This window comes from Nitrospirota bacterium, assembly GCA_015233895.1.
In the GTDB taxonomy this organism is placed as follows: Bacteria; Nitrospirota; Thermodesulfovibrionia; order Thermodesulfovibrionales; family Magnetobacteriaceae; genus Magnetomonas.
Map to the genome: position 1 here is coordinate 1 of JADFXG010000044.1, position 18,355 is coordinate 18,355.

Annotated in this window: 9 protein-coding genes and 2 pseudogenes; 9 read left to right on the forward strand and 2 right to left on the reverse strand. The window is 42.3% G+C overall.

Features of this window, described 5'->3' with window-relative positions:
• The coding region (locus tag HQK88_16410; GenBank protein MBF0618384.1) for a HAMP domain-containing protein at positions 1 to 1,093 on the reverse strand (1,093 nt) is incomplete at its 3' end.
• A gap of 226 nt (positions 1,094 to 1,319) precedes the next feature.
• Positions 1,320 to 2,033, reverse strand: a pseudogene (locus HQK88_16415) (primosomal replication protein).
• Between HQK88_16415 and HQK88_16420 the strand changes: the two are divergent.
• From HQK88_16420 to HQK88_16460, 9 genes and pseudogenes are all read left to right on the forward strand, one after another.
• Positions 2,027 to 2,317 (forward strand): annotated as a pseudogene (locus HQK88_16420) (chemotaxis protein). The pseudogenes HQK88_16415 and HQK88_16420 overlap by 7 nt on opposite strands.
• A gap of 353 nt (positions 2,318 to 2,670) precedes the next feature.
• Positions 2,671 to 4,743 (forward strand): MCP four helix bundle domain-containing protein, encoded by a 2,073-nt coding sequence (locus HQK88_16425; protein MBF0618385.1) that lies wholly within the window; start codon positions 2,671 to 2,673, stop codon positions 4,741 to 4,743.
• A 320-nt stretch (positions 4,744 to 5,063) separates the two neighbouring features.
• The gene (locus HQK88_16430; GenBank protein MBF0618386.1) at positions 5,064 to 7,415 is read left to right on the forward strand and encodes an MCP four helix bundle domain-containing protein; all 2,352 of its coding nucleotides are present in this window, start codon (positions 5,064 to 5,066) and stop codon (positions 7,413 to 7,415) included.
• A 57-nt stretch (positions 7,416 to 7,472) separates the two neighbouring features.
• The gene (locus HQK88_16435) at positions 7,473 to 9,017 is read left to right on the forward strand and encodes an ABC transporter substrate-binding protein (GenBank protein ID MBF0618387.1); all 1,545 of its coding nucleotides are present in this window, start codon (positions 7,473 to 7,475) and stop codon (positions 9,015 to 9,017) included.
• Between the two features lie 187 nt (positions 9,018 to 9,204).
• Positions 9,205 to 9,426: a hypothetical protein gene (locus HQK88_16440; protein MBF0618388.1), complete on the forward strand. Its 222-nt coding sequence runs from the start codon at positions 9,205 to 9,207 to the stop codon at positions 9,424 to 9,426.
• Between the two features lie 347 nt (positions 9,427 to 9,773).
• Positions 9,774 to 11,291, forward strand: coding sequence for an endonuclease/exonuclease/phosphatase family protein (locus HQK88_16445; GenBank protein ID MBF0618389.1), 1,518 nt, complete (start codon positions 9,774 to 9,776; stop codon positions 11,289 to 11,291).
• A gap of 71 nt (positions 11,292 to 11,362) precedes the next feature.
• Positions 11,363 to 12,991 carry a Fic family protein gene (locus HQK88_16450; GenBank protein ID MBF0618390.1) on the forward strand — a complete coding sequence of 543 codons (1,629 nt, stop codon included), beginning with the start codon at positions 11,363 to 11,365 and terminating at the stop codon, positions 12,989 to 12,991.
• A gap of 1 nt (position 12,992) precedes the next feature.
• Positions 12,993 to 14,648, forward strand: coding sequence for a hypothetical protein (locus HQK88_16455; GenBank protein ID MBF0618391.1), 1,656 nt, complete (start codon positions 12,993 to 12,995; stop codon positions 14,646 to 14,648).
• 499 nt (positions 14,649 to 15,147) lie between these two features.
• Positions 15,148 to 17,973, forward strand: coding sequence for a PD-(D/E)XK nuclease family protein (locus HQK88_16460; GenBank protein MBF0618392.1), 2,826 nt, complete (start codon positions 15,148 to 15,150; stop codon positions 17,971 to 17,973).
• The last annotated feature ends 382 nt before the right edge of the window (positions 17,974 to 18,355 follow it).

The following is an 18,355-nucleotide window of genomic DNA, read 5'->3' on the forward strand; positions in this document are numbered from 1 at the left end:
CTGCAAAGCCCTTTCCATGTTCTCCGGCTCGTGCTGCCTCAATTGCCGCATTAAGTGCTAACAAATTCGTTTGACGCGCAATTTCCTCTATAATAGATATTTTACTTGCAATCTCTCTCATAGCAACAACCGCCTCGTCAACAGCCTTTCCGCTTTCAAGCGCATCCTGTGACGCTTTTCCTGACATCCGCTCTGTCTGGTGGGCGTTGTCAGCGTTTTGTTTAATATTAGAGGCCATCTCCTCCATTGATGAGGAGACCTCTTCAACTGAAGCCGCCTGCTCTGTTGCCCCCTGGGAAACTTGTTGGGCGCTTGAGCTTAACTCACCACTACCGGAGGATACGTTGTCTGCTGCAACTCTCACAGTTGATATTACTTCTTTAATACTGTCCATCATGTTTTTCATGGCACTAAGTAGTTGACTGACTTCATCCTTGCCATCAACTTCTATTGTCAACGTTAGATCTCCCTCTGCCAGATGATTAGCGGCTTTGAGACCTTTGTTCAGTGAATTTGTGATGTTGCGGATTATAAACGTAGCTGTTAATAACGATAAGAATATTATTACTACAATAACTACAATCGTTGCGTTTCGTGTTGTATTATACTTTTGATTTCCTTTGGTTTGAAGTTCTGTAATTGAGGCAGACTGCTTCTCCTTGATATATTTTACAATTGCATCAATGCTGTCGGTAGGAGCTCTGTCAATACCCTTTACAAGTTTATCTACAATTTTATAACTTTCTGCATTATTTGAATCATAACTTTTAAGGGCCTCTTTGTATTTAACACCCAGCTCGCCGTGCACTTTCAACGCCTCGTCAACCATAGTTGAGGAAAGGCCGAGAGTTTCTATAATCTTTTTCAACTGCTTCAGACTTTCTTGTACATTTTCCTCTTGTTTAACAAAACCAGCACTATATTTCTTAAATGCCTCAGGGTCACTGCCCCTTATTAGAAGATCTTTCCACTCCTGCACCTGTTTTTTGAATGTAACCTGGGCCTCTCTGGCTGTATCAACACCATCCGAAAAAACCTTAGTCTTATCCAAACCAACTTTCATCATACCGTCTATCGAGGCGGTATTATTCATCCCATAAATGCCTATCCCTATTGTAAGTAAAGAAATAAACAAAACCAACAGATACAAACGTGTAGAAATCCTTAAATTTTTTACCACCATAACCCTCCTGTGCTATTGATATCTAACCCACCAATTCTGTACACATTGTAAGGCAATTATTTTTAAATGTCAATTCATTTTTAACCTTTAGTATTAAAATGTAGTTCTATGATTTAAGATACTCTCATCATCAGGATCATGCAACTTTTTTCTCAATAGCCGTTAATAACGAAATGATTTCCTGGCTCATTGGTCCAATGTGGGCAAACTGCTCCTCAGCACCAGACACATTGCCGGAGTGCTTAAGCCTTACTATATCTTTAACAATAGAATGGAGTTCCTCGTGGATTTTCTCAAGTTTCACCATCTCAGGTAAGTGGCCAAAGGAAGAAATCCCCTTAGAGTACAGCCACTTACCAAGATCACAGTCTTTATGGGAGACTGCCTGTGACTCGGTGAGGCTTTCTTTGCCATCGAGGAAATCTCTTAGCCTGCTTTTCCATGCAAGGTGTTTACTTCTTGCGTTGGAAAAATCAAACGATACTTTTACAACACTGTGTTCGTTATGATGAGTCAATTGTATTGATCTTGCTGGTTTGGCTAAAGGTTTCCTTTCAAAAACAATGCGTGGTGGCGGCGTATGCTTTGTTTCTGGTTTTCTGACTGAGCCTGAAGAGCCTGTATGTCCTGTTTTAAAGAATGATATTGCGCTCTGTAACTTATCGGCTTGCGATGTTAGTTCCTCAGATGTAGAAGCCATTTCCTCGGCTGCAGCGGCGTTTTGCTGGATAACCTGGTCAAGTTGTGATATTGCCTTATTTATCTGTTCTGCTCCTATGTTTTGTTCATTACTGGCAGCGCTTATCTCTTGCACCAGCTCGGCTGTCCTTTGAATATCCGGCAGCAGCCGGTGAAATCAATAGTCTTGTAAAATCAAGCGTTGATGTCTCGGCAAAAGCCGGTGAGATGTTAAAGGCATTGGTTCCCGACATTCAGAAAACCTCAGATCTGGTACAAGAGATAACTGCCTCATCAAAAGAACAATCAACCGGAGCAGATCAGGTTAACACGGCCATCCAGCAGTTGGATAAGGTGATTCAGCAAAACGCAGCATCCTCTGAGGAGATGTCCTCAACAGCAGAGGAGCTTTCTGCCCAGGCTGAGCAGCTTCAGAGCTCTATCGGGTTTTTCAAAACCGATAACGGAGATATGAGACACCAAAAACCGGCTTATTCCCAGCGAAAACCCAAACCTCAATATGTTAGTAACAAAACACAGCAAGGAGTGGCACAGCCACGAGCTATAGGCCACGAACCAGCATCGAAATTCCAAAAAAGAGACAGAGAGGAAACCCTTAAACCATCTTTAAGCCTTGGGCCACATGCAGGCGATGCGGATGATAAAGATTATGAAAACTATTAATCTTTAAAAGTGTTACATAATACCTTCTGTTCTGTCATTCCTGCTCCCGATAGGAATGACAGAGGAGGGCAATCTCATAGTTCGGAATGCTCAATTTAAAATTTAAAAACCTTTAGGAGGGTATAATGAAATGGTTTTATGATTTGAAGGTACGTAGCAAACTTTTAACCGGATTTGGATTAGTAGCACTTTTTACGGTAATTGTTGGCATTATAGGAATAAGAGCATCAAAGGAAATTGATGATATGGCCGACTATATGTACATCAAAGTAGTCTTTCCAATGGAGGCTTTAGGCAACGCCGTAAAAAATTACCAACGAACGCGTGTAAATATCAGAGATTTGATTGTTTCAGATAATGAGGTGGAAAAAAAAGAGCTTTTGGATAAAATCAAAACCTTTAAAGAGGACATCCACAGGTCTATGGGTGAGTATTCGGCGTCTTTAGAATCTGAGGCAGGTAAGAACTCATATAAAGAAATAATGGATAACCTTAAGGAATATGAAAACGGTTTGGATAAGGTAATCGAACTTAGCCACGCCAATAAAAAAGCCGAGGCTTATGCATATCTCAGAAAGGATTTATTCCCGGTAAACAAAAAACTACGGGAAAAATTTGATACTCTGGTTGAGCGGAAAATCAATTATGCCCAGGAATTATCAGAGGCAACAACAGATACGTACAAATCAAGCTTTAGGTTTAGTGTAATAATCTCTATAGTTAACTTTATTATTTCGATTTTAATGGGAATGTTTATCTCACGCAGTATAACCAGGCCATTAGGCGGGGAGCCAGCCGAGATGTCTGCTATGGCAAGGAAAATAGCGGACGGAGACCTAACCATAGAGGCCGACGCGAAAGTCAGCAAAGATAATCTTCTAGGCGCTATGCTTTCTATGGTGGATATTCAGAAGGGGATATTTGTCGAAATAGACAAACTGATAAGTTCGGTAAAAGACGGCAATTTGGCTGTAAGAGGAGATTCGGAGAAATATCGCGGCGGATGGCGGCAGTTAATTGATGGATTAAATACTTTGGTAGAAGCTTTCGTTAAGCCTATAAATGTAACATCTGACTATGTGGAAAAAATCAGCATAGGTGATATTCCGCCCAAAATAAGCGATGAGTATCGAGGTGATTTCAATAAAATCAAGAATAATTTGAACGTTTTGATTGATGCCGAAAACAACATAACCGATATAGCAGAGGAGCTGTCAAATGGTAATCTGACGCTGAAGGTAGTGGAGCGGTCGGAAAAAGACAGGCTTATGCAATCTATTTCGGCCATGTTGCACAGATTAACCGAGGTTGTGACAGAGGTGCAGAGGGCATCTGAGCAGGTGGCCTCAGGCAGCCAGCAGTTGAGCGCAACAACGGAGGAGTTATCACAGGGGGCCTCTGAGCAAGCGGCTTCTGCAGAGGAGATATCCTCATCCATGGAACAGATGTCGGCAAACATCAAGGCCAATGCCGATAATGCGATGCAGACGGAAAAGATGGCAGCCAAGTCCGCAAATAATGCCAAAGAAAGCGGCGAATCTGTAGAGATGACAGCAAAGGCAATGAAAGAGATAGCGGAAAAGATTACTATAATAGAGGAAATAGCAAGGCAGACCAATCTTTTAGCGCTAAATGCGGCCATAGAGGCAGCACGGGCAGGGGAACACGGCAAGGGTTTTGCAGTGGTGGCTTCAGAAGTAAGAGCGCTTGCAGGGCGGAGTCAGGCGGCAGCCGGTGAAATTAACAGTCTTGTAAAATCAAGCGTTGATATTTCTTCAAAAGCTGGTGAGATGTTAAAGGCATTGGTTCCCGACATTCAGAAAACCTCAGAGCTGGTACAGGAAATAACTCTCTCTTCAAAAGAACAATCAGCCGGAGCTGATCAGGTTAACACGGCCATCCAGCAGTTGGATAAAGTAATTCAGCAAAACGCAGCATCCTCTGAACACATGTCCTCAACAGCAGAGGAGCTTTCTGCTCAGGCTGAGCAGCTTCAGAGCTCTATCGGGTTTTTCAAAACCGATGGCGGGGATATTAGACACCAAAAACCTGTGTATTCCCAACGAAAACCCGACCCTATAGCCCACGAACCAGCAGCTAAATTTCAAAAAAGAGACAGAGAGGAAACGGTTAAGCCGTCTTTAAACCCTGGCCCACATGCAGGCGATGTGGATGATAAAGATTATGAAAATTATTAAGTGGTAATCATTTTCCCTTGTAGCGGGGGAATTCCCTTGTATTATGGGGAGAAGGGTATAATAATGGGAAGAACCCTGTCCTTCCCATTATTATACCCCTATTAAATTTCTATGAATTTAACTCTGGTTCATGTTAGAATAGCATTAAAGTAAGGGTAGGTAGCGTAAGGTTGTTAAATGTACCCGGTACGGCCTTAAAGAGTATATACATTTACGCAGAGTGGTTTCTGAGGGTATTTGGAGGTATGCTTAAACTCAAATAAGGAGTTTTTGGTAAATAGTATCTAACATTTCAACGCAAAAAACCTAAAGAGGAGGATATGATGAAATGGTTCTATGATTTAAAGGTACGCAGTAAACTTTTGACCGGATTTGTGTTAGTAGCGCTTTTTACGGTAATAGTTGGTATTATCGGAATAAGAGCTTCGAAGGGAATCGATGAGCAGGCTGAAAATATATACAACAAATCAGTCCTTCCTATGCAAGATTTAGGCAGTGTTATGGAAACTTACCAACGAATTCGCGTCAATATCAGAGATTTTGCTATTTCAGCGAATGAAGACGAACGAAAAGAGCTTCTTGGTAAATTAAAAACCTTGAAAGAAAGTATCCATAAGTCTATGGATGACTATTCAAAGTCAATACAAACAGAAGCCGGAAAACAAGTATTCAATGAAACACTGGATAACTTGAAGGAATATGAAAGCGGTTTGGATAAGGTAATCGAACTCGAAAATGCAAAAAAAGACGCAGAGGCTATGGCATTTTTTAAAAAGGGATTGGACCCGGTAAACAAAAAAGTACAGGCAGGTTTGGATAAACTTGTGGAGCGTAAAGTTGACCATGCCAAAAAATTATTTGAAGAAACAACACAAACATACAACTCCGGTTTTAGGTTAATTGTAATTGGCTCAATAGCTTGTTTCTTTATTTCTATTTTAATGGGAATATTTATCGCTCGTACAGTAACTAAGCCTTTAGGCGGGGAACCTGGCGAGATGTCAGCTATGGCAATGAAAATAGCAACAGGAGACCTCAACATAGAGGCCGATGCAAAAGCCAGCAAGGATAATCTTCTTGGCGCTATGCTTTCTATGGTGGATATTCTGAAGGGGATATTTGCCGAAATAGACAAACTGATAAATTCGGTAAAAGACGGCAATTTGGAAATGCGGGGAGATGCGGGGAAATATCAGGGCGGATGGCGGCAGTTAATTGATGGATTAAATACTTTGGTGGAAGCTTTCGTTAAGCCCATTAATGTAACCTCAGAGTATGTGGAAAGAATTAGTATAGGAGACATTCCTCCCAAAATAAATGACGAGTACCGCGGCGATTTCAATAAAACCAAGAATAATTTGAATCTTTTGATAGATGCTGAAAACAAAATAACCAATATACTCAACGAACTTTCCATAGGTAATGTAGCAGTAAAGGTAGTGGAGCGGTCGGAAAAAGACACGCTTATGCAGTCTCTTTCAACTATGATAAAAACGTTAACTGAAATAACCAATATACTCAACGAACTTTCCATAGGTAATGTAGCAGTGAAGGTAGTGGAGCGGTCGGAAAAAGACACGCTTATGCAGTCTCTTTCAACTATGATAAGAGCGTTAACTGAAATAACCGATATGGCTGAAGAGCTGTCAAACGGCAATCTGACGGTGAAGGTAGTGGAGCGGTCGGAAAAAGATACGCTTATGCAGGCTCTTTCAACTATGGTGCAAAAATTAATCGATGTTGTAACAGACGTGCAAAACGCCTCTGAGCAGGTGTCCTCAGGCAGCCAACAGTTGAGCGCAACAACGGAGGAGTTATCGCAGGGGGCCTCTGAGCAGGCGGCCTCAGCAGAGGAGATATCCGCATCGATGGAGCAGATGTCTGCAAACATCAAAACCAATGCCGATAATGCGATGCAGACAGAAAAGATGGCATCCAAGTCTGCTGTAAATGCCAAAGAAAGCGGCGAATCAGTAGAGATGACAGCAAAGGCAATGAAAGAGATAGCAGAAAAGATAACGATAATCGAGGAGATAGCAAGGCAGACCAACCTTTTAGCGCTAAATGCAGCCATAGAGGCGGCACGTGCCGGGGAGCACGGCAAGGGGTTTGCAGTGGTGGCCTCAGAGGTAAGAGAGCTTGCAGGGCGGAGTCAGGCTGCAGCCGGCGAAATCAATAGTCTTGTAAAATCAAGCGTTGATGTCTCGGCAAAAGCCGGTGAGATGTTAAAGGCATTGGTTCCCGACATTCAGAAAACCTCCGAGCTGGTGCAGGAGATAACTGCCTCGTCAAAAGAACAATCGACCGGAGCAGATCAGGTCAACACTGCCATCCAGCAGTTGGATAAGGTGATTCAACAAAACGCAGCATCCTCTGAGGAGATGTCCTCAACAGCAGAGGAGCTTTCGGCTCAGGCACAGCAGCTTCAGAGCTCTATAGCGTTTTTCAAAACCGATGGCGGGGATATGAGACACCAAAAACCGGCTTATTCCCAGCGAAGGCCCAAACCTCAACATCCTAGTACCAAGGGTATGGCTGGAAAACCAAGAGCTATAGCCCACGAATCAGCATCGAAATTTCAAAAAAGAGACAGAGAGGAAACTGTTAAGCCGTCTTTAAACCTTGGGTCACATGCAGACGATATGGATGATAAAGATTATGAAAATTACTAAGAGGTAATCATACTGCGCCGCAACAAATTTCTGTTAAGTTTTTGTTTCAACCTGCTCTTGCTGCTGCTTCTGTCTTGCAGCAGCAAGCAGGCAGAATCGGACGGCTATCTTCATCTTAGAATAAGCGCTAACCCCACAACCCTTGACCCGGCCTATGTTGTGGATGTCACAGGGGGCAGCATTTGCGCAAAAATGTTTAACGGACTTGTTAAACTAAACGAAAACCTTGATGTGATTTCCGATATAGCTAAAAGCTGGAACATAAGCGCTGATGGGTTAAAATACACTTTTTATCTGAGAGACAACGTAACGTTTCATAACGGGGAGCTCTTAACTGCAAAAGACGTTGAATACTCCTTGAAACGGCTTCTTATGCCTGAGACTAAATCCCCAAATACGTGGGTCGTCATGAGTCTTTTGGGAGCCGGGGAGTTTCTTAGTGGCAAAGTGTCAACGCTTGACGGCATTAAGGCAACAGATAACTTTACGATAGAGCTTACCTTAAAAACTCCGTTTGCGCCTTTTATAAAACTCCTCACTATGACCCCTGCTTACATTGTGCCAGAGAAAGAGGTAGAGCGCCTGAAAAAAGATTTTGCTAATCAGCCCACCGGCACGGGGCCTTTTCAATTTTTACGTTGGGAACCTGACAGTGAACTGACTCTTAAACGCTTTCCAAAATACTTTGACTCCAGTGCAAAAATCCCTGGCATCCGCTTCAGAGTAATCCCTGAGGATTTAACAACTATTACAGAGTTTATGCTTGGAAACCTTGATGCCACAGAGGTAACGGCAGCGTCTTATAAAGTTTTTACAACCGACAAGAAATACTCAGAGAATCTTAAGACGGCAGTTGGCTTAAACACATACTACTTAGGGCTAAATAACTCAAAACCCCCACTGAATAATATCCTGCTCAGGCAGGCAATAGCATATGCAATAGATAAGGATAAGATCAGAAAGACGTATTATCAGGGGCGAGGCGCACTGGCTACCGGTCCCATACCCGATGCCCTTAAATCATATAAATTAGCTGAACGCTATCCGTATAACCCGCAGTTAGCCAAAGAACTGGTTAAAAAATCAGGGTATAATAAATCATGGAAACTTAAATTTTACATTAACACAGCTCAGGACTCCATAGACATAGCAGAAATTATAACGTCTTTTTTAAAAGAGGCCGGCATAGAGGTGGAAATAAAGGTGCTTGAGTGGAGCGCTTATAAGTCGGCAATCAATAAGGGTGAGAGCGATTTGTTTTGGCTGGGCTGGTGGGCTGATTACCCTGACGGTGAGAATTTTCTGTATCCGCTTTTTCACTCCTCTAATTTCGGAGCAGGTGGAAACAGAACCAGATTCACAAACAAACACATTGACAAACTCATAGAGGAGGCACAAAAAACCATTGATAACCCAAAACGGGAAATACTCTATAAAGACATAGAAGAGAACATAATTGAAGAGTGCCCTGCCGTGTTTTTCTGGCACAGGAAAGACTATTTGGTTACACTGCCGTGGATAAAAAACTTTACACTGTCTCCCATATATAGCATAGATAAAGGTAATTTCATGGAAATACAACGACCGGTAAAAGACCTATAAAATTTTCGCATATACACTATAACACTACAAAAAAATATTACACTTTCCACTTGAAATTATGTTACTATCTCACCAATTTTTAGATGCTTTATAGTAACCATCCTTTCAGGATGGCAATTTTTAGTGATTTGAGGGGGTGTGTGTAATGAAAAAGCTAACCATTATTCTGTTTCTTGTTGCCTTTGCAATGACTGCTGGTTTAGCCTTTGGTGACGCTGACGATGTCAAATGGGTTAATCAGTGCATTAAGGACAACAAGGGAGAGGGAGCTACTCAGGCGGTAGTTAAAAAGTATTGTGAATGTATGAACAACAAGATGAGCTCAGATGAGACTCAGTCCATAAGTCAATGGGAAAAATCGCATCCTGCAGAAATGAAGGATTGTGAAAAGCAATCTGGTTGGAAATAACCAGGGATTTATTTTCATCCCGCCTGTCGGCGGGAATATAGTTAAAGGGAAAGGCAAAGCCTTTCCCTTTATTAATTTAACATATTGCCTAATACCAAGTAGCTGCCAAAAAGGCAATATAATGTAATGGTGGAGAAAAAGGACTGGATCCCGCAACAAGTGCGGGATGACAAAGAGGTGGTTCTTATCCTTTCATTCCTGCGAAGGCAGGAATCCAGTATTTTATTTATATCTTTGAGCGCAACTCGGTATAACGTATCATAATACTATTGCCTTTTACCATCACATTGAGTTATAATTTATAATCTGCGGGTTGCTAAATACACTATTAATATGAGGCTTATAACATGGAAATCAAAGCGCTACTATATGGGATAACAAGTTTTCTGTTGCCACACTTACCCAAACTGACATCATTAAAAAAGGAGGATGTGGTTGCGGAAGCAGGCACTGCCCACGATGCGCAGGCATTTAAATGGGCTAAGAAAATATGGGATAAAATTAAAAATGCACCCAAAACACGCCTTTCCTTTAAAGAGGCGCTAAGTGACCTGCTTGAATCCCCCGCAGATGTGGATGCACTTGCTGCTTTCAGATATCAGTTGAAAAAATATGTCGATACAGACCCTGCTATCGGCGAAAGCCTGAAAGAGCTTTGGTTAGAGATGTCCTCACAGGGGGTTGGAGTGGATCTAAGCTCCTCACTCTCTGCCGCAAAGTGGATTGACGTTTTAAATCAAAACGATGATGTTCTAAAAAGGCTTGAAATGGTGAGACTCTTAAGGACAGGCGTTGCCCCTGAGACAGTTGCAGCACAGTTTCACACGGATTTGAATTATTTGTTCAGAGTGCATTCGGCTTTTTCACTTAACGGAGTGTATGGCATTCTCTCAGGCTCCAATATAAGGCACTGGCATGATATGTTAAATAAGGAGGATCCTATTCTCAGGCGTCTTGAAATGATCCGCCTTCTTAGGTCTGGCAGCCCAGTTGAGACCATCTCTAAGGAATACCATGCGGTCAAAGAGTATATATACAGACTCAATAACCGGTTTAGCTCAAACGGTGTTGTAGCAATTATGGATGAAAATGATTTCCAAAAATACCGGGCTCTCTATCCCCCATACATAAAGGTGTGTTCGTTTAACCTCCACGGTGTTCACGATGAGGACCCCACTCGGCTTAAACGCATTGCGAACGAACTCTGTGTGTATGACCCTGATTTGTGCGCTTATCAGGAGGTGATAAAAGGCGCAGGCATAGAGGAGACATCACTTCAGATAGCTGACATGATGTCCGGTATAACCGGTATGTACTATAGGACCCAATACGGGTATTGCCACATGTACATGAATAAGTACCCTGAGGGGATAGCAGTCTCAGGGCGGTATAACTTAAAAAATCCTCAGATTATTGACCTCAATAAAGACCTGGTTGAGGGACTGCACCCTCTTATGGACAGATACGCCGCCGCCGCTCAATTTGAAATATACGGTCACAAGGTAATATTCGCATCGGTTCACCTTGATCACAGTGAAAACCCGCGGATTCGATACGCACAGGTGGAAAAACTCGTAAAAGTGCTTGAGTCAACTTACGGCACAGATTACCACGCCTCAATAATAGCAGGGGATTTTAACGATACCGAGGACTCCGTCACTATCGAGTATTTAACCGATATTGGTTATAAGGACGCTTACAGGCACTGTCACCGCACAGGCGGAAACACCTTTGACTCCACGAATCCCTTTACACGGATTGACTACATCATGGTAAAGGGAAAGGTAAAAATCCACAGTGCAGAGCTGATTCTCAAAGACCCAAAGTTAAGCGACCACATAGGCGTCTATGCGGTTATTGAGTAGAAGCTTTATCTATTGGGATTAAGAATTAAACTTTAGCGCATAAGTTTTCAGAAAGACAGAGGAGAGACACTATGCCTCACAGAGCGGGATATTTCGTATTGGCCTACCAGTGGGACCACCACTGCCAGAAATTGTATGATTCCCTTATGGGACGGATTAACCAAATGCTCAGAGAACTCCATGAGCTTGAGCATGACAATCCCGATGACCTTACGCAAATTCTCTATTACTATAAAAAATGGCACTATAACAAAGACTTATATAACCACACTTTTGGTGAAATAGAAAAAAGACAATTCGTTATAAACTCTCTTGGCTACAGAGGGTACGGTGTGAACATTGATTTGCTAAATGCCCTTGGTGCTCTGAAAAAAGACTATGCCGGACACATTGCATGGCTTTTAAGTGAAAGATTTAACAAACTTATTCCGCACCTAAGAACACTCATAACTCTTGAGGACAAACAGGTACAGGATATGGACTCAGGCTATGTGATAGATGAAATCTGTAAACGCCTGAACTGGAACACACAGGAAAACACACCGGCTGCCGCTTATCCGATACTGCTTGAGTTGTCCAGCTATTTTAAGATAATGAGTGAGGAGACCCCGTGGAATGTAAACACCGCTATCTTTCAGAAGTTGTTCCTTCACCTTGGGACATCGTCTATGACCATAATGAAGGGCACTGTAGGGCACACAGATCAATTAAGCGCAGCAGAGTTAAAGGTTATAGCCAACAGAAACTTCAGAGTGATGTACAGGGAGACTTTCTCAAACCTCCATACTTTTACAGAGCTTGGCATCGATTTTCTGAAACAAATCCATCTGAACCTGTCAAAAGGCCTTGTGCCAAATGCAGGGGAGTTTCGTGCCTTTGATTTCCCGGATAAAAACGGGGTCACATACGAATGTGAGAATTTCAATAAGGAAATAAAAAGCCTGGGCTACGTTTTGTGGGAAACATCACAGAGTTTCCACAATCTTGACGCCTTTGTCTATGACCTCTGCCGCTCCTACTACATGTTCATAGGGATACACCCTTTTGGGGATTCTAACGGCCGGGTTGGAAAGTGTTTCCTTAACTACATGCTCCTTAAAAAGGGACTTCCGCCGGTGAGCTTTGATGACGATGATGAGGTGTTGGCCCTTCCCCGCTATGGCGGCTCCATGGAGGACATCTACAACTACATCAAAAAACGAATACTTGTTGCCATAGATGCCTACTACTATGAAAGGTGGAAAATCGAGCATCTGGGCAATATAAACAAGCAGATATACAACGTGGCCTTTGACTCTGGGTTTTACTTTTGGCAGATAGACGATAAGGTACAAAAACTTGAGGTGCACTTTTTTGCCTTTGTTGTTGGCTCTGGCGATCCGCTATTTGGCAGGCTTCAGGACCAGTGCCGGGTGGTGTTTTCTGATGAGCTCATGCTAAACAACATGAGCATACACTGCGGTTTCACTAAAATAGAAAACGCTCCGTGGGAACACACTTTCAGCTTAAAGGGGAATTTCTTTATAAAAGAGGTTGAAATGGACATAAAAGGAGCCAGAACGTTTGACATTGATTTTACAATAGAGCTTCTCAAACATCACTACGACTACAACTACTTCAATATATCAGTCTCCTCTGCCGATGGAGGTCTTATTCACAACAATAAGGGATTAAACTATACATATAAAATACAGAGGTGATATGACAAAGAAATCTGCTGATAAAGAGGAAAAACCTGAAGATCTAACAGGTAGGTATGCTGAGGAGTTCTGCCATCCATCATACAAGTGGATAGGACACAGGCGGTTTGTGACTAATGTTCAGAACTGGAATATATCAAATTTCCCCGGAGGGATTGGGTTTGCCTTTTACAATTACGCTGACAGCAAAGCGCTGAGGGTAGTCCTAAAGCTACACAGAGAGGACGGCGTTAAGGAGTATTACATTATAAACGCTTACCGATGCGGAGATTTTGGTGAGAATTGGGAAAAATGGCAGGTTCATCAGTTACCCTTGTTTCCATATGAAAGCCTTCACGGGCGGATTACGCACATCACGTTTTCATATATAATTCATAAAGACGGAAAATCTATTTGCTCAGAGTTTGACTACAAGTTTGCCCACATCGATGATTTCCATAATGGCCGCGTCAGCCCTGATGATTTTGAACACGCTTACAAAACACAAAACACATACCGCACATATGAAGTTAGCTATGAGGATGTTCAAAAAGCCTATGACAAAGTTAACAAAGAGTATGCTGATCTTCCGATACGTCCGTTTTTTACACGAGGCAACACATGGGACCCCGGACACCCCATCCACGAACTTCACAAACACATTGACTGGGTAATTGAAAGAAAAGAAAAAGATCCCACAGGCAGACACTTCATTCAGATGGCTATTTTTGATTTTGACAACTACCATGTGGCCGAACACCTGATTCATGCCAAAAACAAGGGAGTAGATGTCGAGTGTTTTGGCGAGTGGTCAACAGTAAGCTCGATGAATGCCGTGCAGAATCTGGCTAAGCTACGCTGGGCTGGAATTCCAATTTATGGGATAGTGAGAAACACCCCCTGTGACTCCAAACACGGCATAGCAAGTATGCACACCAAATTTATCATCTTTGACGGCGAGGTGGTTCATTCCAGCTCATATAATCTTCACTTTCACCTCTGGGGCGGCAACTGGGAAAACGGACTCGTTTATTATTCACACGACTTTGCCACGATTTATTCCAACATATATCATGCCCTGCGCGGAGGCGTGATTCAACGAATAGGGGTCGTGCCTGAGGGCAGGTATAATCTCTACTACACGTTTGGGAGCTACTACACACCGTTTAGGGATTACTACAGGGCGCAGGACGCAATCGTAACGGAAATCAACAATGCACGCCAATCAATAATCGTCTCTATGTTTGACATAGGATGGATTACAGGCGTTACCTCTCACGGCCATCACGAGGAGGATGTCGTACATGCCCTTATTAATGCCAGAAACAGGGGAGTAAGAGTCAAAATAATTCTAAACGGAATGATAGTTCACAAGGGAGCTTTGCCAGCCTCATGGGACACCCACAAATGGCGTCCCCTTAAAGAGCCTGTTCAATACCTCAAGGACAACTGGATGGAATGCGTCTTTGTCTATTACCACGAAAGCATATACTCGCCGCTTCACCATAAGTTTGCAGTTTTTGACGACTACACGGTAATCACAGAGTCCTTCAACTGGTATCCAGCCAGCATTCACTCAGACGAGGTACTGTCTGTCATTCGGGATAGCAGAGTCGCTTGGGAGTTCATCTGCGAAGCCAATAAAATTTGCGAATCCTTCCGCCTCGGTTGGGAGTAGAGTTATAGATAGATGGAAAAATAATATCATTTAATAAATTTAACTGCCTATGCAGTTAACTCCGCTAACAAGAAACTGGATTCCTGCCTTCGCAGGAATGACAGGAAATGAAATCTGCCTTCCTTTGTCATCCCGCACTTGCAGGGGAATCCCCTTGAGGGGAGGCGGGATCCAGTCCTTTTCCCTGGTATACGGATGAAATAAAACCCTCCTCCGGACTTAACTAAATAAGCATTTAAATCTTTTCATCTGCTCGTCTGTTTTGAGGGCGGAGCTCTCATTGAAACTTTTTAAGCTGCGGAACGCAGGTTAAAAAACTTAAAATCACAAGCACTCTGACAAAACATAATACTTAACCACCCAATCATAAAACAAAAACCTATCCTGCAAGGGAGCTAGCTCCCTTGCAGGATAGGGTCTAAGGGAAAGGACAGCGTCCTTTCCCTTCTCAAATTTGCCTTGACATTCCTTTCACTTCAATCGTTAAATAAGAGCACCAATGGAAAGTGTCAAAGTTTTATCTGCTAATGAAGACCTAATAGATATGGTATGTTCTGAGTTAATACCTGATGGTAATGACTATTCATCCAACATAGTGGTTTTTCCGGGCAAGCGTCCCGGGCATTTTCTGAAAAAAGCTATAGCCAAAAAGGAGACAGCTGCATTTATCCCTCCTCTGATTTTTTCAATGGACGCTTTTATTGATTACATCTATACGGAGGTGCTGAACCTCCAACAAAGAAAGACTGACACACTGGATGCTCTTGCAATTTTATATAAACTCCACAGACACTCGATAAACCCAATAGGTGGGGACAGTTATCTTGGCGCTGATAATTTCTTTTCAGTTGGAATTGATATATATAAAGACATCGAGGAGTTTTATATTGAAAATGTCAGCACTGAAACCATTAAACAAATTGATCATATAGCAGAGGAGGCGCTTCCTCCGCGATCAAAAAAGATGCTGAATTCGCTTTCGTTTTTTTACAAGGAGTTTTACGAAAAACTAAACACGTTAAATCTCTCAACACGTTCGACAAGATACCGGAGGGTCAGTGAGTATTTGGATAATGAGGCATTGCTGAAATTTGATAGAATTGTCTTTGCCGGATTTTTTGCCCTTACAAAAAGTGAAGTTGCGATTTTTAACAAATTATCACAAAGCGGTAACAGCAGGGTTTTTTTTCAAAACGGGCCGGGAATTGATAAACTTATTAAAGTACTCTATGGCGATGACATCTCCATGCCTGAGAGCGTGCCCAGTTATCCTGAAATAAAACTTATAAGCTCAACCGACACGCACGGACAGGTGTTTGGAGTAAACCGCATTCTTAGTGAAACCACTGACATCAGAAACACTGTCATAGTGCTGCCGCAGCCGGATACGCTTTTTCCACTTCTGTATCATGGTGTCTCATCATTTGAAGAGAGCACATACAATGTATCACTGGGTTATCCGCTTGTGAGGACTCCTGTGTATGGATTTTTTCAAAGTCTTATGGAAACAGTGCTCTCAATGGAGGGTGGCAGAGTCTATGTGCCTGACTACATTAAGTTTACGCTTCACCCCTACATTAAAAATGTGTTTTATAAGGGCAGTTCAGAACTAACAAGAATTATCTTTCACACAATAGAGGAGGAGCTCTCGGCTAACAGGGCTAGGACATTTTTAACACTAAGTGAAATAGAAAACCTTAGCGGAATCTTTGAGAAAATCCTCGGAAAACTTAAATCTGAGGAGTCTTTTGAATCAATAGATGAGGCAGCTCTCAGAGAGCATCTACGTGGCATCCACAGTACGCTTATTGGCAGCTTTATGAGTTTTAAAAACATCGGTTATTTTGCAGAGCGGTGTCTGACAATTTTAAACTATATCTATGATAACACTACGGCAAAACGGCACCCGTTTTTTTATCCTTTTGCCGAGGCTTTTGCTGAAGCACTACACACAATAACTCAGAGTTTGCTAAAGGATGTGGAATTCACTGAGCTATCGGGTTATTTCAACCTGTTCAGAAAGTATCTTGCCACCTGCCACTGTCCGTTTGAGGGCACACCGCTTAGGGATCTTCAGGTGTTAGGGTTTTTAGAGACAAGAAATATAAAATTTGATCGCGTGATTTTTTTGGACGCTAACGAGGAGGTTGTCCCAATGGCAAAAAAAGAAGACACCCTGCTTCCTCACAAGCTGAGAATCATGCTGAACCTTCCAACGTATGAAGACCGTGAGCGGCTTTCCCTGTACTACTTTGACTCCCTGCTTAGAGGCGCAAAAGAAGCGCACATATTTTTTGTCGAAAATGATAAAAAAGAAAAAAGCCGCTTTGTCGAAAAAATCCTGTGGGAAAAGCAAAAAGCGGCTGGCGCTTTAAATGGCCACATTAAGCAGATTCAATACAAGATAGCACTAAGAAATCAGCCAGTTAAGCCAGCCGTAAAAACCCCTGAAATGCTGGAAATCCTAAGAAACACAACTAAACTGAGTGCAACGGCAATTGACACCTACATCCGGTGTGAGCTTATGTTTTATTATCGCTATGTGCTTGCACTGTATCCCAGAGAGACCGTATCAGGGAGTCTTGAAAGCAGCGATGTCGGCTTGTTTGTCCATGAGGTGCTTGGTAAGTTTTTTACAGGCATAAAAGGAACTATTCTCACTGAGACAATGTTAAGCACACATCAGATGAATGAATTGATTGACGCAACTTTCATTAAATTCTATGGCAAAGATGCCTCAGGTTCCGCTCATTTGTTAAAAGCTCAGGTAAAAAAACATCTTAATGACCTACTTGCAGGGTACTTTACTGCTCTGGCCAGAAACAATGAGGTATCGGTTATAGACACCGAAAAAGGACTTAGCGCCACATCTGAGGGATATAACCTTTACGGCAGGCTTGACCTTATTATGAATATAAATGGAAAAACTGTTATAGTGGATTTTAAAACCTCGGCCAATCAGGCAGCTTATACCATAAGGAAAGACAGATTAATGATTGAGGACAGAACCACATGGCCACAGCACATTGGGAGCATTCAACTGCCGTTTTATCTGTTTCTATACACAAAAAACAGCACAGAGCACATTGAAAATCTAAACGCTATGTGTTTAATGCTTGGCAGAAACTACCTTAATGAAAAAATCGAGGCATCGCTTTTTACAGCTGACGACAACATTGCAGAAGTTTATAAAAAGTTAAGCTACATAATTACAACTATAATTAAAGAGATAGACAACGTCAATATTAATTTTACTCCGACATCAGACCGTAAAAAAATCTGCCCCAACTGTGACTATATAAACCTCTGTGGCATGCGCCAGTAAATTAATAAGGGAGGGCTCCACCCTCCCTTAAACCCTCCAGCACGGGGAAATGATTTCCCCGTGACCCCTCGGTTTGTTTGCAACGATTTGTGGGTTTGATTTGATGTTTTATTTGATTTTTGGTAAAGAATTTTTTAACCGGCGTTCCGCCGCTTAAAAAGTCTTAATGCGAGCTCTGCCCGCAAAACATATGAACAAATGAGAAGATTTATACCAAGCAGCAGTCAGAAGCGTCCCCAAGGGGATTCCCCTTTTAGGCTGACATTACCCGAATATTTTAGGATAATAATGGTCAGTCCTATATATATTAACGTTTAACAACGAAATAACCTTCTTGTATATAATCTCAATTTTCCTATATCCACTTACCAAAAGTTGTTGG

Coding starts and splice junctions, on each gene's coding strand:
- HQK88_16425 (MBF0618385.1), top strand. CDS start 2,671: ATGAAATGGTTTTATGATTTGAAGGTACGTAGCAAACTTTTAACCGGA.
- HQK88_16430 (MBF0618386.1), top strand. CDS start 5,064: ATGATGAAATGGTTCTATGATTTAAAGGTACGCAGTAAACTTTTGACC.
- HQK88_16440 (MBF0618388.1), top strand. CDS start 9,205: ATGACTGCTGGTTTAGCCTTTGGTGACGCTGACGATGTCAAATGGGTT.
- HQK88_16445 (MBF0618389.1), top strand. CDS start 9,774: ATGGAAATCAAAGCGCTACTATATGGGATAACAAGTTTTCTGTTGCCA.
- HQK88_16450 (MBF0618390.1), top strand. CDS start 11,363: ATGCCTCACAGAGCGGGATATTTCGTATTGGCCTACCAGTGGGACCAC.
- HQK88_16455 (MBF0618391.1), top strand. CDS start 12,993: ATGACAAAGAAATCTGCTGATAAAGAGGAAAAACCTGAAGATCTAACA.
- HQK88_16460 (MBF0618392.1), top strand. CDS start 15,148: ATGGAAAGTGTCAAAGTTTTATCTGCTAATGAAGACCTAATAGATATG.